Below are 16326 nucleotides of genomic sequence, written 5' to 3'. Positions count from 1 at the left end.
AGCCCACAAGAATAACACGCTTTACCCCTAGGACAAATCTCAAAGCTTAAACTTCCCGGTTTGATTTGATTTTGCCGCCATCAAGTCGCTGAGTTTCGGAGCAATCTTACTTTTTTGCCTGCTAACAAATCGCTTAGTTACTTATCAATTTGAAGCCTAACGCAAACCAGAATATAAGCAATAGAACACATAAATCAAAGGTGCCACTGTTTAAACAAGTCAACAGGAGGCTCCCTATGAAAAATACCAGCTACACCAGAACGATCTACTTCCTATGCCTTGAGCCAACACTTATTCATCCAGATGTTGACCTCATAGCACAGAAGTTGAGGTTGACGATCCCACGAATCTCCCCCATTGAGCTTATGGAAGCTTTTCAAAGCCATAAACATAAGATTCTATTATTGGATTATCAAACCCATCGTCAAATTACCCAACAAGTTCAGGGTTTACCATTAACCAACAAGAATTTCGAAACTATTTTGATTAATGTTGAGAAACGCTTAACGACCGATGAGCTGCTCACTTTTGGCAGCCTTAAGGGCGTGTTCTATAAAAATGATAATCCTAAAATAATAGCCCAAGGCCTTGGCGAAATTATCAATGGTCAAAATTGGTTACCAAGAAAAGTGAGCAGTCAACTTCTACACTACTATCGCCATATGGTTCATTCTCACACCACTCCAGTCTCTGTCGATCTAACGTTAAGAGAGCTTCAAATTCTACGTTGCTTACAGTCTGGTTCATCAAATACTCAAATTGCAGATGACCTTTTTATTAGTGAATACACCGTAAAGTCACACGTTTATCAAATATTTAAAAAGCTCTCGGTTAGAAATAGAGTCCAAGCTATAGCCTGGGCCAACCAAAATCTTTTATCATGCTAAAGATTCTCACTTATGAGTTAGCAAATTCTAGATAGCGTCATATTTCAGATATCAATTCATGCTACAGTTGGCCAAAATATATAATCTTACAGATAAAGGGTTTTACCATGATCAAGAAATGCCTATTTCCGGCAGCGGGTTACGGCACTCGTTTTTTACCTGCAACAAAATCAATGCCTAAAGAGATGATGCCAGTGGTCAATAAACCACTCATTGAGTATGGCGTTGAAGAAGCAATACAAGCAGGAATGACGGGGATGTGTATTGTTACAGGACGTGGCAAGCACTCGATCATGGATCATTTTGATAAAAACTATGAATTAGAGCATCAGATTAGCGGCACTAACAAAGAAGAGCTGTTAATTAATATTCGTGAGACGATCGAATCTGCAAACTTCACTTACATCCGTCAGCGTGAAATGAAAGGCTTAGGACATGCAATTCTGACTGGCCGTGAGTTAGTCGGCGATGAACCTTTTGCTGTCGTGCTTGCTGATGATCTCTGTGTAAATGAAGATCAAGGTGTGTTAGCTCAAATGGTTGCGCTATATAAGCAGTTCCGTTGCTCTATCGTTGCCGTCCAAGAAGTGCCAGAAGATGAAACACACAAGTATGGTGTGATCTCAGGTGAAATGATCAAAGATGATCTTTTCCGTGTTGATGATATGGTTGAAAAACCAGAACAAGGCACCGCACCAAGCAACCTAGCAATTATTGGCCGCTACATCTTAACTCCAGATATTTTCGAATTGATTGAGCAAACCGAACCAGGTAAAGGCGGCGAAATTCAAATCACCGACGCTCTACTTAAGCAAGCGAAAGCTGGATGCGTACTTGCCTACAAATTCAAAGGTAAACGATTTGATTGCGGTAGTGTAGAAGGCTATATTGAAGCAACCAACTACTGTTTTGAACATCAATATAAGAAAGACATTCAAAAAGTAGAGCTGGATAAACACTCGACGAAAAAAGAAGATTAACCTCTCCATTTGATTCTAAATAATGCGGCTTTTATGCCGCATTATTTGTTTTTAGATACTGTTTTTTTATCCAGTAAAACTTTGCACAAATCTCACACTATGTAATACTTGCTTCACTTGGTATTACATGAGCATTCAAGATGGACAAAATTGAAATTCGAGGCGCCCGCACTCATAACCTTAAAGATATTAATCTTACTATTCCGCGAGATAAGTTAATCGTAATTACTGGGTTATCAGGATCGGGTAAATCGTCACTCGCTTTTGATACCTTGTATGCGGAAGGTCAGCGACGCTATGTTGAATCTTTGTCTGCGTACGCTCGCCAATTTCTCTCTTTGATGGAAAAACCGGATGTCGATCATATTGAGGGCTTATCTCCTGCCATCTCTATCGAGCAGAAATCCACCAGCCATAATCCTCGTTCAACTGTCGGTACCATTACCGAAGTATATGACTACTTACGTCTTCTATACGCTCGTGTTGGTGAACCTCGCTGTCCGGAACACAAAACACCTCTTGCCGCACAAACCATCAGTCAGATGGTTGATAAGGTTTTAGAGCTTCCATCAGGATCAAAAATGATGCTGCTTGCTCCTATCATTAAGGAACGAAAAGGCGAGCATGTAAAAACATTGGAAAACTTAGCTGCTCAAGGATTTATTCGTGCTCGTATCGATGGTGAAACTTGTGATCTTACCGATCCTCCAACGCTGGAACTCCATAAAAAGCATACGATTGAAGTGGTCGTTGATCGCTTTAAAGTTCGTGATGATCTTAAGCAACGTTTAGCGGAATCTTTCGAAACAGCATTGGAGCTTTCTGGCGGTATTGTTGCCGTGTCTTGGATGGATGACGATACTCAAGAAGATATTGTTTTCTCTGCTAACTTTGCCTGCTCTCAATGCGGTTATAGCATGCAAGAGCTTGAACCCCGCTTATTCTCTTTTAATAACCCCGCAGGGGCATGTGCGACTTGTGACGGATTAGGCGTACAACAATATTTTGATCCTAGCAGGGTGATCTTAGATGACAGCTTAAGTATTGCCGAAGGTGCGATAAAAGGTTGGGATCAGAAAAACTATTACTACTTCCAAATGCTGAACTCTCTCGCAGAACACTTTGGCTTTGATCTCTTTGCTCCATTTAAAAGCCTGCCAAAGAAAACTCGCGATATTATTTTGTCAGGTTCCAGTCGCACTGAAGTCGAGTTTAAGTACATCAACGATCGAGGCGATATTCGAGTAAAACGCCATCCTTTTGAAGGCATACTCAATACACTTGAGCGCCGATATCGCGATACTGAATCCAACTCGGTTCGTGAAGATCTCGCGAAATACATCTCCACCAAGTCATGCTCAAGCTGTCATGGCACTCGCTTAAGAGTTGAAGCGCGTAATGTATTCTTAAATGATACTCCCCTACCGGAAATCGTTGAGATGAGCATTAGTGAAGCTATGGATTTTTTCCAAAACCTTTCACTCACTGGCCAACGAGCTCAAATTGCAGATAAGGTGATGAAAGAGATCAACGACCGCCTGCATTTCTTAGTTAATGTCGGTTTAAATTATCTGAACCTTTCCCGTAGCTCTGAAACTCTATCAGGTGGTGAAGCACAGCGTATTCGTCTTGCAAGTCAAATTGGTGCCGGATTAATGGGCGTCATGTATGTTCTCGATGAACCTTCTATTGGACTACATCAACGAGACAATGAACGTCTGTTAAAAACTCTGGTTCACTTACGAGATCTAGGTAATACCGTGATTGTGGTTGAGCATGATGAAGATGCAATTAGATGCGCTGATCATGTCATTGATATCGGCCCTGGAGCTGGTGTTCATGGCGGACAAGTGGTTGCAGAAGGCACGATGGATGAGATCATTGCCAACCCAAATTCTCTCACAGGCCAATATCTCAGCGGTGTTAAAGAGATCCCTATACCAGTAGAAAGAACACCAATGGATCCTAAGAAAACCGTTCAACTTTTAGGGGCTACGGGGAACAATCTAAAATCTGTCGATCTCTCCATCCCAGTTGGCTTATTCACTTGTATTACTGGTGTTTCAGGTTCAGGTAAATCAACGCTAATCAATGATACTTTCTTTAAAATCGCCCACACGCAATTAAATGGCGCAACAACGGCTGTTCCATCGCCTTATAAGAAAATAGTAGGGCTGGAACACTTCGACAAAGTCATCGATATTGATCAAAGCCCGATAGGAAGAACGCCTCGATCTAACCCTGCGACTTATACGGGGATCTTTACCCCAATTCGAGAACTGTTTGCAGGGACTCAAGAATCACGTTCCCGAGGATATAAGCCAGGACGATTCAGTTTTAATGTTCGCGGTGGTCGCTGCGAAGCATGTCAGGGTGATGGTGTCATCAAAGTCGAGATGCACTTTTTACCTGATGTCTATGTTCCTTGTGATATATGCAGCGGTAAACGCTATAACCGAGAAACTCTGGAAGTTAGATATAAAGGAAAGAGCATCGATGAAGTGCTCAATATGACGGTTGAAGATTCACGCGAGTTCTTTGAACCTGTACCCGTTATTGCTCGTAAACTGCAAACGCTGATGGATGTTGGCTTGTCTTACATTCGATTAGGCCAAGCAGCAACGACACTGTCAGGCGGTGAAGCACAGCGTATCAAGCTAGCCCGTGAACTTTCTAAACGAGATACAGGCAAAACACTCTATATTCTTGATGAGCCAACAACAGGCCTTCATTTTCATGATATTCAACAACTATTGACCGTTTTACATCGCCTTAGAGATCGAGGTAATACGGTAGTTGTCATTGAGCATAACTTAGATGTGGTAAAAACTGCTGACTGGGTTGTCGATCTTGGACCTGAAGGCGGCCAAGGCGGTGGAGAAATTGTTGCAGAAGGCACGCCTGAAAATGTCGCCCTAGTCGAAGGTTCACACACTGCACGCTTTCTTAAGCCTATGTTGAAATAGAAAAAAACGGTAAAGTAAGAGCAATAGTCGCTTATCTTAATAATAAGTAAGCGACGGTTGGTTTCTTCTTATTGATTGGAATAAAAGCATTATGGCCACATTGCATGTAGGCGGAACACAATTAGAAACGAAAATGGTCAATGCTCCTTTGAACCGTATCTTCACACTCTCCCTAGGTGTCGTTTTCTTATTGGCAATGCATTTTTTCATGCCAAATCCTGGCGGTTCGGGATTAGCACTCTCTTTCAACCCGACTACATGGATGGCGTTTAGTTTCAGCGTCGCTATTGGGCTCTATCAACTTGCGACCAATCGAGTCCTAAGGTATTCAAAGCTAACCATTGGCTTGTTTTTTTGCTGCATTCTGCTAACCGTGCCTATCTTTTATCTCAATGCGAATATTGAAAGTGTTAGTAATCGCTTACTTGGCCTTTGGGCTGGCTTCGTATTTTTTGTGATCTTACAGCAATTCATGTTTAGTAATCGTCATAAACAGCGACTGCTCTGGCTTATCGTTCTTGCTATCGTGATCCAATCTATTTTTGGGTTATACCAATACCTTCTGTTAGAACCGGGGAATATCTTTGGTTATAACACTCTATCGAATCGTCCATATGGTATTTTCCAACAACCTAATGTTATGGCCAGTTTTCTGGCTACAGGGCTGATTCTATCTGGTTACCTTATTACTACGCAGCCGCACAAGTACAACAAAAAACTGAATGAAGTCGCTCTGCTTTATATTGTTCCTGCTTTAACCGTTCCTCTACTCATTGCGCTGGCGTCAAGAACTGGTTGGTTAGGCGCAATTTTCGGAACGATATGTATTCTGCCCTACCTTTACCGCTTCTCCACATTAAAACGCTGCGTTGGTTGGTGCATATCCGTATTGATTGGTCTCGCTCTCGGTGTAATGCTCATTCAATCGGAAGGCACGGACGATTTTGTCACCGCGAAAGCAGATTTAGAAACACCAAGAACTTATACGTTTCCACAAGCACTCGATATGGTGATAGAGAAGCCATTCACTGGTTACGGCTATGGTAAGTTTGAATCTCAATATATTTTGTATACCGCAAGGCAGCATCAATTAAACAAAGGTTATGCTCCTGGTCTGCCAGCGATGGATCACCCTCATAATGAACTATTATTATGGGGTGTCGAAGGTGGCGTTGTTCCAGTTATTGGTATTTTACTTGCCGCAATGCTTGTGTTGTCACGAATTTATACGGCAAAACGAGGCACAAGGCTGGCACTGTTCGCACTATTTATTCCCATTGTATTGCACTCCCAGCTAGAATATCCGTTTTACCATTCAGCCGCGCATTGGCTGATTTTCATTATTCTCATTTTTTGGGTTGATCAACGCGTATCCAAATATAAAACTCAGCCCTTTTCAGTAATCAGTAAAACATTATTCAGAGTCTTGAGCTTGGTTATCCCAATTCTGACCAGTTTTTATATGCTCAGTGCTTTGCACACTAACTACATACTGACTCAATTTGAACGTTCAGCTCCCAAAGATCCTGATATTTTAAAGCAAGTCACAAACCCCGTAGTTTGGAAGGACCGTTTTGATTGGGATGTTTACAGCACTTATCTCAATATTGGGTTATACACAGAAGATTCAGCTTTGATAAAACCATATGTATCTTGGTCTTTAGATATTATTAAAACCAAGCCGCGTCCAGCTTTCTACAGCAATCTTATTTTGGCTTATCAGGGGCTTAGCGACCCAAGTAGAGCTGAGCAAGTCAGGGCCGAAGCTCGTTTCTTGTTTCCAAATAAAGACTTCTCGAAGGTTCAATACACTCCGCCATCGTCAGCCGTCTCTCAATCTCCTGCAGCGAAACAATAGACACAAAAATGGCGAGTTAATAGCTCGCCATTTTAAATCGCACTAACTCAATACAGCTTAAGTCAGCGACTCTTCTAACGCTCGTAAGCATAACGACACATTTTCATTGCGTGCTGCATAACCCATCAAACCAATTCGCCAAGCTTTACCCGCCAAAGCGCCAAGGCCAGCACCAATCTCAAGGTTATACTCATTCAATAAATGCCCTCGAACCGCCGCTTCATCAATACCTTCTGGGATAAACACGGCATTAAGCTGAGGTAATCTGCTCGCTTCATCAACCACAAAGGTGAAACCCAGTCGCTCAAGGCCACTTTTCAGTTTTTCATGCATCTGTTTATGACGCTTCCAAGCCTGTTCAAGCCCTTCATTTTGGAGTAACACTAACGCTTCATGCAGTGCATACAAACTGTTGACAGGTGCAGTGTGGTGATAGCTACGTTTTCCTTCTCCGCTCCAATAGCCCAACACTAAACTTTGATCAAGAAACCAACTCTGAATCGGCGTTGATCTCGATTCAATTTTTTCAATGGCTTTAGCAGAGAAAGTCAGAGGGGATAGGCCAGGAACACAAGACAGACACTTTTGGCTTCCTGAATAAACCGCGTCTAACTGCCATTCATCCACCAGCAAAGGCACACCACCTAAAGAGGTAACAGCATCGACAATCGTTAAAGCACCGTAATCTTTTGCTAACATACCTAACGCTTGAGCATCACTCAATGCTCCTGTGGACGTTTCTGCATGGACAAAAGCGAGGATCTTCGTATCCGGGTTTTCAAATAATGCCTGCTCAACTTTACCAATGGAGACGGGTTTACCCCATTCATCGTCCACTAGGACTACTTCACCACCACAACGGATCACATTTTCACGCATTCGTTCGCCAAACACTCCATTGCGGCAAACAATCACTTTATCGCCTGGCTCGATGAGGTTAACAAAGCAAGCTTCCATGCCCGCACTGCCTGGAGCTGAAACAGCAATAGTGAACTCATTTTCAGTCTGAAAGGCATACTTTAGTAGTTGTTTAAGTTCATCCATCATTTGAATAAAAAGTGGGTCAAGATGACCAACAGTTGGACGACTAAGCGCTTGTAAGACCTGCGGTGAGATATCCGATGGTCCCGGCCCCATCAATGTTCGATGTGGTGGAAAAAAACTTTGAATTGGCATAAACGCTCCTTGCGAATGGCTATATGAGTGAATAGGTTAATCGAATTTTCAGCGAACAACAATTCGACTCAAGTATGAGGTCAAACCAGTGTCACAAAAATGTTAAATTTATTTTATGCATAGTAATTGACTTTTCTTCCCTAAAAACGTTCAATGTCTAAGCTATCTAGCAGAAGAGGAGCATTGCCCAGGCAGATGTTTTGTGGAGCCTCAACTCCAATACAAACCATTCATGGGGAGCAATGCCGAGGTAATTCAAAGTTGTGGCTTTGAGTTGTCGGTTGAACGGGCTGAATCCCTTCGACTGTCATCAGTTCTATCTGATGAGGAGCTTCTGAGGTGTTCTATTCTATTATTGCCTCTGCTCAATTCTCTCTTCAAACATTGGATGTTGGATTACCAATCCGTAATTATTTATCAGGAAGTCGTGGGAGATATATCGTGAGTACATTGAATGTAGCTGGTTCCTTTAACGTTGCAAAATTTGGCGGAACAAGTGTCGCTAACTTTGAAGCAATGAACCGTTGTGCTGCAGTTGTAGAAAACAACCCAAACACTAAACTCATCGTCAGCAGTGCGTGTTCTGGCGTGACGAATCTATTAGTTGAATTAGCGAATGGCGTTACCGATTCAACACGTCGCCAAGAGTTGATTAATAAAATTGATAAGATTCACCAAGCAATACTTGAGCAATTGACTGACGCTCCGTCTATTAAACCATCAATCGATACCATATTGAGTGATGTTGCAAGTTTGGCTGAAGAATCGGCATCTCAGCCTTCCGCGAGACTCACCGATAATCTTGTTGCTTGTGGCGAGTTAATGTCGACGCACATTTTGACTCAACTAATGCGAGAGCGTGGAATTCATGCGGTAAGGTTTGATATTCGCGAAATACTAAAAACTGATAGTGCGTTTGGAAAAGCAGAACCTCAATTAGACATCATTTCCTCACTTGCAAGTAAGAAACTCTCTCCTCTTTGCCAAGAACATGTTGTTGTCACTCAAGGCTTCATTGGATCTGATTCAAACGGCCAAACTACTACACTTGGAAGAGGAGGCAGTGATTATAGTGCCGCACTTATTGCTGAAGCAGTTTCAGCATCAGGTTTAGAAATTTGGACAGATGTCCCAGGTATCTACACTACAGATCCTCGTATTGCGCAAAAAGCCTCCCCAATTCCAGAAATTAGTTTTAGTGAAGCCTCTGAAATGGCCAATTTTGGGGCCAAAATCCTCCACCCTTCAACTTTATTACCTGCATTGCGACACCAGATCCCCGTTTTTGTTGGATCCTCAAAAGAACCAGAGAAAGGAGGGACATGGATTCGTCAAGAGGTCGCCAGCGCACCTCTTTTTAGAGCTCTCGCGTTACGCTGCAATCAAACCATGGTGACACTGCGCAGCCCAAACATGTTTCATGCTTACGGCTTTCTGGCCGATGTTTTCCAGATTCTAGCTAAGCATAAAATCTCTGTTGATTTAATCACCACATCTGAAGTAAGTGTCTCTCTCACTCTTGATCAAACAGATACCGCAGGCGGAGCACCTCAATTACCAAGCATTGTAAAACAAGAACTTGAAGCACTGTGCACCGTCGATGTAGAGCACAACCTCTGCCTTGTTGCTCTTATTGGTAATAATATGAGTGAAAGTAAAGGATACGCGAAACAGGTATTCAGCACGCTGGAAGACTTTAATTTACGCATGATTTGTTACGGTGCCAGCCCGCATAATCTTTGCTTCTTACTCCACGAGTCGGTTGCCAAAAGCGCCATTCAAAAACTCCATCAAGAGTTATTTGAAGAGTCATAATTAATACGACCACGAACAAAAATGCCCGCTGATGATCAGCGGGCATTTTATTAAGACACTTTTCTAATTGATATTAGGCCCAAGCCATTTTTCGGCTTCCAACTTATCCCACCCTTTACGATCGGCATAGCTTTCCACTTGATCTTGTTGGATCTGCGCAATCGCAAAATAGCGAGAATCAGGGTGTGAGAAATACATCCCCGAAACCGACGCGCCCGGCCACATTGCATAGCTAGACGTCAATGACATACCAATCGCTTCTTCTACATTCATCAACGTCCATAATGTCCCTTTTTCTGTATGTTCAGGACATGCTGGATAACCAGGAGCAGGTCGGATACCTTGGTATTTTTCACGGATCAATTCATCATTCGATAAATTCTCATCAACCGCATAACCCCAAATATCCTTACGTACTTTCTCATGCAAATATTCAGCGAAAGCTTCAGCTAAACGGTCAGCCACAGCTTGAATCATAATGGCATTATAATCATCGCCTTTAGCTTTATAATCGTCAGCCAGTTCACGCTCCCCAATCCCTCCAGTCACCGCAAAACCACCAATCCAATCCGCTTTACCACTCGATTTTGGTGCAATGTAATCTGACAGGCAGTAGTTAAACCCTTTCGGTTTAGCCGTCTGTTGACGTAAGTTATGCAAGATATCTAAGACTTCAGTGCGTGATTCATCTGAATACACTTCAATGTCATCATCAACACTATTTGCAGGGAAAAGTGCACACATACCACGAACTTTGAGCAATCCTTCTCGTTCTACCCGATCAAGTAACTCATTCGCGTCTTGATACAAGCGCTTCGCTTCTTCACCAACTTCTTCATGATCAAGAATTGCAGGATATTTCCCCATCAATGACCACGTCATAAAAAATGGCGTCCAGTCGATGTAATCTTTCAGTGTGGCAATGTCTACATCATCAAAAATATGGACTCCCGGTTTTTTAGGCGCTGGCGGTGTATAAGCTTGCCAATCAATCTCAACTCGATTCGCTCTTGCTTCTTCAAGGGTAATAGGTTTCGTTCGTGGTGTTTTGCGATTATGCTGGTCTCGAACTCGGTCATAATCTAGATCAAGTTTTTCAATGAAGGCTGGTTTTAGTTCATTAGAGAGTAAAGAGGTACAAACCCCAACCGCACGAGAAGCGTTGTTGACATAGACAACTGGCTGATTGTAGTTCTGTTCAATTTTAACTGCAGTGTGTGCTTTTGACGTTGTCGCGCCACCAATCAATAGTGGCAAATCAAATCCCTGTCGTTCCATCTCTTTTGCCACATGTACCATCTCATCAAGCGAAGGCGTGATCAAACCTGATAATCCGATGATATCGACATTCTCTTCTTTGGCGACCTTCAGTATTTTTTCGCAAGGAACCATTACTCCTAAATCGATAATTTCATAGTTATTACACTGCAGCACAACCCCTACAATGTTTTTACCGATATCGTGAACATCTCCTTTTACAGTTGCGAGAAGAATTTTACCATTCGTGCTTCCCGCTTCTTTTGATGCATTGATAAAAGGCTCTAAGTGAGCAACGGCTTGCTTCATCACTCGTGCTGATTTCACAACTTGAGGGAGGAACATTTTCCCTTCACCAAAGAGGTCACCAACCACGTTCATCCCATCCATTAATGGGCCTTCTATCACTTCAATAGGACGACTCGCATTTGTTCGGGCTTCTTCAGTATCTTCGACAATAAAATCAGTGATACCCTTGACTAAAGAGTGTTCTAAACGTTTCTCTACAGGCCAAGTTCGCCATTCAAGTGCTGACTTATCTTCAACTTTTCCAACAGCCCGTTCCAAATATTCTGTCGCGATATCTAATAGGCGTTCTGTAGAGTCATCTCTTCTATTTAGGACTACATCTTCAACTGCTTCGCGTAAATCTTCAGGGACATTGTCGTAAATCTCAAGCTGGCCTGCGTTAACAATTCCCATATCCATACCATTTTTAAAACAGTGATATAGAAAAACAGCATGGATAGCTTCACGAACGTAATTATTACCGCGGAATGAAAATGAGACGTTTGAAACACCACCAGAGATCATGGCATGAGGAAGTGTTCGTTTGATATCACCGACCGCTTCAATGAAATCGACCGCATAGTTATTATGCTCATCAATCCCTGTCGCAACGGCAAAGATATTGGGATCGAATATAATGTCTTCAGGTGGAAAGCCAACCTCATCGACAAGAATGTTATAGGCGTTAGTACAAATTTCTATTTTACGTTCACGAGTATCGGCCTGCCCAACTTCATCAAATGCCATCACAATCACAGCAGCACCATAGCGACGAACGAGCTTGGCTTGCTCTACAAACTTTTCTTTGCCCTCTTTAAGAGAGATCGAGTTAACAATACCTTTACCCTGAATGCATTTAAGTCCGGCTTCAATCACTTCCCATTTAGAGGAATCAACCATCACTGGGACTTTGGATATCTCGGGCTCAGAAGCACATAAATTAAGGAAGCGAACCATACACGCTTCGGCATCAAGCATTCCTTCATCCATGTTGATATCGATAATTTGGGCACCATTTTCAACTTGTTCCTGCGCAACACTTAGGGCTTCATCATAAAGTTCTTCTTTAATCAGACGTTTAAAGCGAGCAGAACCCGTCACATTGGTACGCTCACCAACGTTTACAAACAATGATTCTTTTGAAATAGTTAAAGGTTCTAAACCAGAAAGTCGACAAGCAATAGGAAGCTCTGGCAAAGCTCTTGGCGTAATATTTTCCACAGCCTGAGCCATCTGACGAATATGTTCAGGCGTTGTGCCACAACAGCCACCAATAAGGTTCAAAAATCCACTTTGAGCCCACTCTTTGACATGTTCAGCCATGTCTTCAGGTGACAAATCATATTCGCCAAATGCATTAGGGAGACCTGCGTTAGGGTGAGCAGAAACACTACATTCAGAAATACGCGACAATTCATCAACATAAGGGCGAAGTTCATCTGGCCCCAAAGCACAGTTCAAACCGAACGATATAGGTCGTACATGTCTTAGTGCGTTGTAAAAAGCTTCTGTAGTTTGTCCTGATAAAGTACGCCCAGATGCATCTGTTATAGTTCCTGAGATCATGACAGGAAGCGAATAACCTAACTCATCAAAAACCGTTTCAACCGCGAATGCACATGCTTTAGCATTCAGAGTATCAAATATAGTTTCAATCAGGATGAGATCGCTCCCTCCCTCAATCAAGGCAAGCGTCGATTCAGAGTATGCTTCTACTAATTCATCAAAAGATACATTTCGGTAGCCAGGATCGTTCACATCTGGCGAAATGGAACAAGTTCGGTTAGTTGGACCTAATACACCTGCCACGTATCGCGGCTTATCAGGTGTCTTTTTAGTCCATTCGTCAGCTGCAGTTCGAGCGAGTTTAGCCGCAGCAAAGTTAATGTCTCGACTCAGCGATTCCATGTCATAGTCAGCCATGGCAATGGTCGTCGCATTAAAGGTATTAGTTTCTAAAATATCAGCACCAGCTTCTAGGTACTGATGATGTATCTCACTAATAATTTGAGGTTGGCTAAGTACTAATAGGTCATTATTTCCTTTCAGATCGCAATGCCACTCAGAAAAACGCTCCCCTCGATACTCCTGTTCTTCGAGTTTGTAGCCCTGGATCATAGTTCCCATGCCACCATCAATAAGCAAAATCCTCTGCTTAAGTTGAGCTTCTATCTGTTTTCTTATATTGCTTCCCACAATACCACCTCATTCCTTTAGTTGTTCTAACATCCTATCACAGAAAAAGTAGAAATCTAGACGTCTATAACTCCTTTATTCTTGTTCAGAAGAAACTAATAACTTCACAGAGCATTAACAAAAACTGTTTGCTATTTGGGCTTTATCCGCTGAAAATATTAGTCATATTTTGTTACAAATAGGTCCGTGAATGTCTGTCTATTACACTCTTTGCTTTTTATCCGCTGCTGCGATGATGATTGCTTTTATAAACAGCAAGATAGGAAAGATGCAAACCACCATTGCCATAACAGCTGGCGCTCTAATGTTATCTTTGCTTATCATTATTGCAGGACAAAATGATTGGTTTCAATTAACAGAAGTCGCCACAGATACGATGGCAACCATCAACTTTGAAGATTTCCTACTTAAGGGCATTTTAGGCTTTCTATTATTTGCAGGAGGTTTGGGGATAAAACTTCCGAATCTAAAAGATCAAAAGTGGGAAATCACGACATTAGCGTTAGGTGCTACATTATTCTCCACATTTTTCATTGGCTTCATTCTATATACATTCTGTCAACTCATTGGAATTGATTTTGACTTAGTCTACTGCCTCTTGTTTGGATCACTAATATCTCCAACCGACCCTATCGCTGTGTTAGCTATAGTGAAAAAGCTTGATGCGCCAAAGCGGATATCAACTCAGATCGAGGGCGAATCGCTGTTCAATGATGGCTTTGGCTTGGTTATTTTTGTCACTTTATTCACTATTGCTTTTGGCACAGAACAGCCAACAGCTAGCAGTGTCACCATGCTGTTTATCCAAGAAGGGCTGGGGGGCATAATCTACGGTTTCGCCTTAGGTCTTCTTTTTCACTACCTCATCAGCTCTACTAATGATCACTCTATGGAGCTGCTACTGACTATAGGCATACCAACGGCTGGCTATGTATTTGCCGATGTTATACACGTTTCAGGGCCGCTTGCTATGGTTGTCTCTGGAATTATGATCGGCAACTGGACGCGCTACATTGGTTTTTCGAAAGAGAGTGAAGAACATCTCGATCACTTTTGGGAACTCGTCGATGAGTTTTTAAACGGCGTGTTATTTCTATTAATTGGTATGTCGATGCTACTTTTTGAGTTTCACCAAGAGGATTGGCTCTTAATGATATTCGCTATCCCTCTTGTTCTTGTCAGTCGTTATTTGAGTGTGTGGATATCATACTTAGGCTTTCGTCGCTTTCGAACTTACAATCGATGGTCGATAAAAATACTGACTTGGGGTGGACTCAGAGGAGGGCTTGCGCTTGCAATGGCACTATCCATTCCATCGGGCGTAATGGTCATTCCAGATAAAATGATAGATGTTAAAGAGATTCTACTTGTCATGACATATGCCGTTGTCGTTTTCTCAATTCTAATTCAGGGATCAACGATTACACCACTAATAGAGAAAGCGAAAAAAGAAGAGACAAATAACGTGTAATGATTATGCAATGGAGATTGGATCTTTTGTAAAAAATCATGTCAGTGAATAAATTTAAACACTCCACAACATTCACTAACTGTAATTTATTCTTTAATTAAGGCTACCAAATTATTGTAATAACGATTGATGGATAGCCTTGATAATACTTATTTCAAAAACTTGTGAGCCAACAGAAACTATTCAAATTAAAATGCTATTGCTGGCTCTTGAGCATTTTGATAAACACTACCATCCTAATTCGATCTATTTCCTGCTTGAGCATATGGGTTTTTCTTGGATAACTTCTCGTTCAAAACCCTCTAAGCAATCGCAGAAGGCCCAAGACGATTTTAAAAAATCCCAAATAGAACGATCCTTAAAATTCCCGGTCACGTTGGGCGAGAGAGCGTAGATGTCTGGTTTCAAGACGAAGCTAGGTTTGGTCAACAGAATACAACGACTCAACTTTGGGCAGAGTGTGGCACAAGGCCTAGAGTCGTTAAACAACAGCAATTTGAATACGCTTATTTATTTGGCTCTGTCTGCCCAGTAAAAGGAATGGGTGAGGCCATTGTCGTTCCTTGGGTTAACAAAGACATCATGATAAGTCATCTAGAGCAGATATCGAAAGCCACTGAACAAAGTCGCCATGCCGTCGTGACAATGGATGGCGCAAGTTGGCATAGCGATGACATTGGCAATGAATTTAATAATGTCAGTATCATTAAACTTCCCCCCTATCCTCCCGAACTGAACCCTATTGAACAAGTTTGGAGTTGGTTGAGACAGCACTATCTAGCAAACCAAAGTTTCAAGGATTATGACGATATTGTTTCTCAGGTATGTCGTGCTTGGAATGGCTTTTTGAAGTCCCGAGGCCAAGTCGCAAAAATGCGCACAAGAGATTGATACCATTTTCCCAAACGACAAACGTAAAAAAGCCCTAATCTTTCGATTAGGGCTTTTTAAAATAAGTGGCGGAGTGGACGGGACTCGAACCCGCGACCCCCGGCGTGACAGGCCGGTATTCTAACCAACTGAACTACCACTCCGCAGTGGTCAACTCACTATGTGAGCGTCCATATCTCCAGGTCGGTCAACCTAAAGATTTAATTTAAAGCCTGGCGATGTCCTACTCTCACATGGGGAARCCCCACACTACCATCGGCGCTACTGCGTTTCACTTCTGAGTTCGGCATGGGATCAGGTGGGTCCGCAACGCTATGGTCGCCAAGCAAATTCTTAAAATTCGGAAAGCTGTTTTCGTTCTCTAAACTCATTCAAGTTTGTCTGTATATATCGAGTCCATCAAAACCCCTTGGGTGTTGTATGGTTAAGCCTCACGGGCAATTAGTACAGGTTAGCTCAATGCCTCGCAGCACTTACACACCCTGCCTATCAACGTTCTAGTCTTGAACAACCCTTTAGGGCACTTATAGTGCCAGGGAAG

10 protein-coding genes, 1 tRNA gene, 2 rRNA genes and 1 riboswitch are annotated in these 16326 nt (G+C 42.3%); of the genes, 8 read left to right on the top strand and 5 right to left on the bottom strand.

Translation table 11 applies throughout. From position 1 onward, the window contains the following. The first annotated feature begins 236 nt into the window (after window positions 1-236). From L4C39_RS12395 to L4C39_RS12380, 4 genes are all read left to right on the top strand, one after another. The gene (locus L4C39_RS12395) at window positions 237-887 is read left to right on the top strand and encodes a LuxR C-terminal-related transcriptional regulator (protein ID WP_429746179.1); all 651 of its coding nucleotides are present in this window, start codon (window positions 237-239) and stop codon (window positions 885-887) included. A gap of 107 nt (window positions 888-994) precedes the next feature. After that, on the top strand, window positions 995-1867 hold the full coding sequence (gene galU, locus L4C39_RS12390; protein ID WP_113799620.1) for a UTP--glucose-1-phosphate uridylyltransferase GalU: 873 nt from the start codon (window positions 995-997) through the stop codon (window positions 1865-1867). Window positions 1868-2007: 140 nt separating this feature from the next. After that, the gene (uvrA, locus tag L4C39_RS12385; protein ID WP_429746177.1) at window positions 2008-4833 is read left to right on the top strand and encodes an excinuclease ABC subunit UvrA; all 2826 of its coding nucleotides are present in this window, start codon (window positions 2008-2010) and stop codon (window positions 4831-4833) included. A gap of 91 nt (window positions 4834-4924) precedes the next feature. After that, window positions 4925-6691, top strand: coding sequence for a PglL family O-oligosaccharyltransferase (locus L4C39_RS12380; protein ID WP_429746175.1), 1767 nt, complete (start codon window positions 4925-4927; stop codon window positions 6689-6691). 57 nt (window positions 6692-6748) lie between these two features. Here the strand turns inward: L4C39_RS12380 and L4C39_RS12375 are convergent, their stop codons facing one another. Beyond that, on the bottom strand, window positions 6749-7867 hold the full coding sequence (locus tag L4C39_RS12375; RefSeq protein ID WP_429746173.1) for a pyridoxal-phosphate-dependent aminotransferase family protein: 1119 nt from the start codon (window positions 7865-7867) through the stop codon (window positions 6749-6751). A 165-nt stretch (window positions 7868-8032) separates the two neighbouring features. Then, window positions 8033-8209, top strand: a riboswitch (Lysine riboswitch). Window positions 8210-8308: 99 nt separating this feature from the next. Between L4C39_RS12375 and lysC the strand changes: the two genes are divergently transcribed. Next, window positions 8309-9682: a lysine-sensitive aspartokinase 3 gene (gene lysC / locus L4C39_RS12370; RefSeq protein WP_113799648.1), complete on the top strand. Its 1374-nt coding sequence runs from the start codon at window positions 8309-8311 to the stop codon at window positions 9680-9682. 63 nt (window positions 9683-9745) lie between these two features. On the opposite strand, the gene metH is transcribed toward lysC, so the two are convergent. Continuing rightward, window positions 9746-13423, bottom strand: a complete 3678-nt coding sequence (gene metH / locus L4C39_RS12365) for a methionine synthase (RefSeq protein ID WP_136994214.1) — start codon at window positions 13421-13423, stop codon at window positions 9746-9748. A gap of 190 nt (window positions 13424-13613) precedes the next feature. On the opposite strand from metH, the gene L4C39_RS12360 reads away from it, so the two are divergent. From L4C39_RS12360 to L4C39_RS12350, 3 genes are all read left to right on the top strand, one after another. After that, on the top strand, window positions 13614-14894 hold the full coding sequence (locus L4C39_RS12360) for a cation:proton antiporter (RefSeq protein ID WP_429746170.1): 1281 nt from the start codon (window positions 13614-13616) through the stop codon (window positions 14892-14894). A 193-nt stretch (window positions 14895-15087) separates the two neighbouring features. Then, complete coding sequence (locus tag L4C39_RS12355; RefSeq protein WP_429746357.1) at window positions 15088-15288, top strand: winged helix-turn-helix domain-containing protein; 201 nt, start codon at window positions 15088-15090, stop codon at window positions 15286-15288. Further along, the gene (locus L4C39_RS12350) at window positions 15234-15785 is read left to right on the top strand and encodes an IS630 family transposase (RefSeq protein WP_429746355.1); all 552 of its coding nucleotides are present in this window, start codon (window positions 15234-15236) and stop codon (window positions 15783-15785) included. Before L4C39_RS12355 ends, L4C39_RS12350 begins: the two co-directional genes overlap by 55 nt. Window positions 15786-15851: 66 nt before the next feature. Here the strand turns inward: L4C39_RS12350 and L4C39_RS12345 are convergent. The 3 genes from L4C39_RS12345 to L4C39_RS12335 form a co-directional block, all read right to left on the bottom strand. Continuing rightward, window positions 15852-15928: transfer RNA gene (locus L4C39_RS12345), tRNA-Asp, on the bottom strand. A gap of 67 nt (window positions 15929-15995) precedes the next feature. Continuing rightward, window positions 15996-16111, bottom strand: a 5S ribosomal RNA gene (rrf, locus tag L4C39_RS12340). A gap of 94 nt (window positions 16112-16205) precedes the next feature. Continuing rightward, window positions 16206-16326 (bottom strand): 23S ribosomal RNA (locus L4C39_RS12335); the annotation flags it as partial.

This window comes from Vibrio clamense (assembly GCF_050337905.1).
GTDB classification, from domain to species: Bacteria; Pseudomonadota; Gammaproteobacteria; order Enterobacterales; family Vibrionaceae; genus Vibrio; species Vibrio cortegadensis.
The sequence above is the reverse complement of the archived record's forward strand: the minus strand, read 5'-3'. Positions and strand labels throughout refer to the sequence as shown.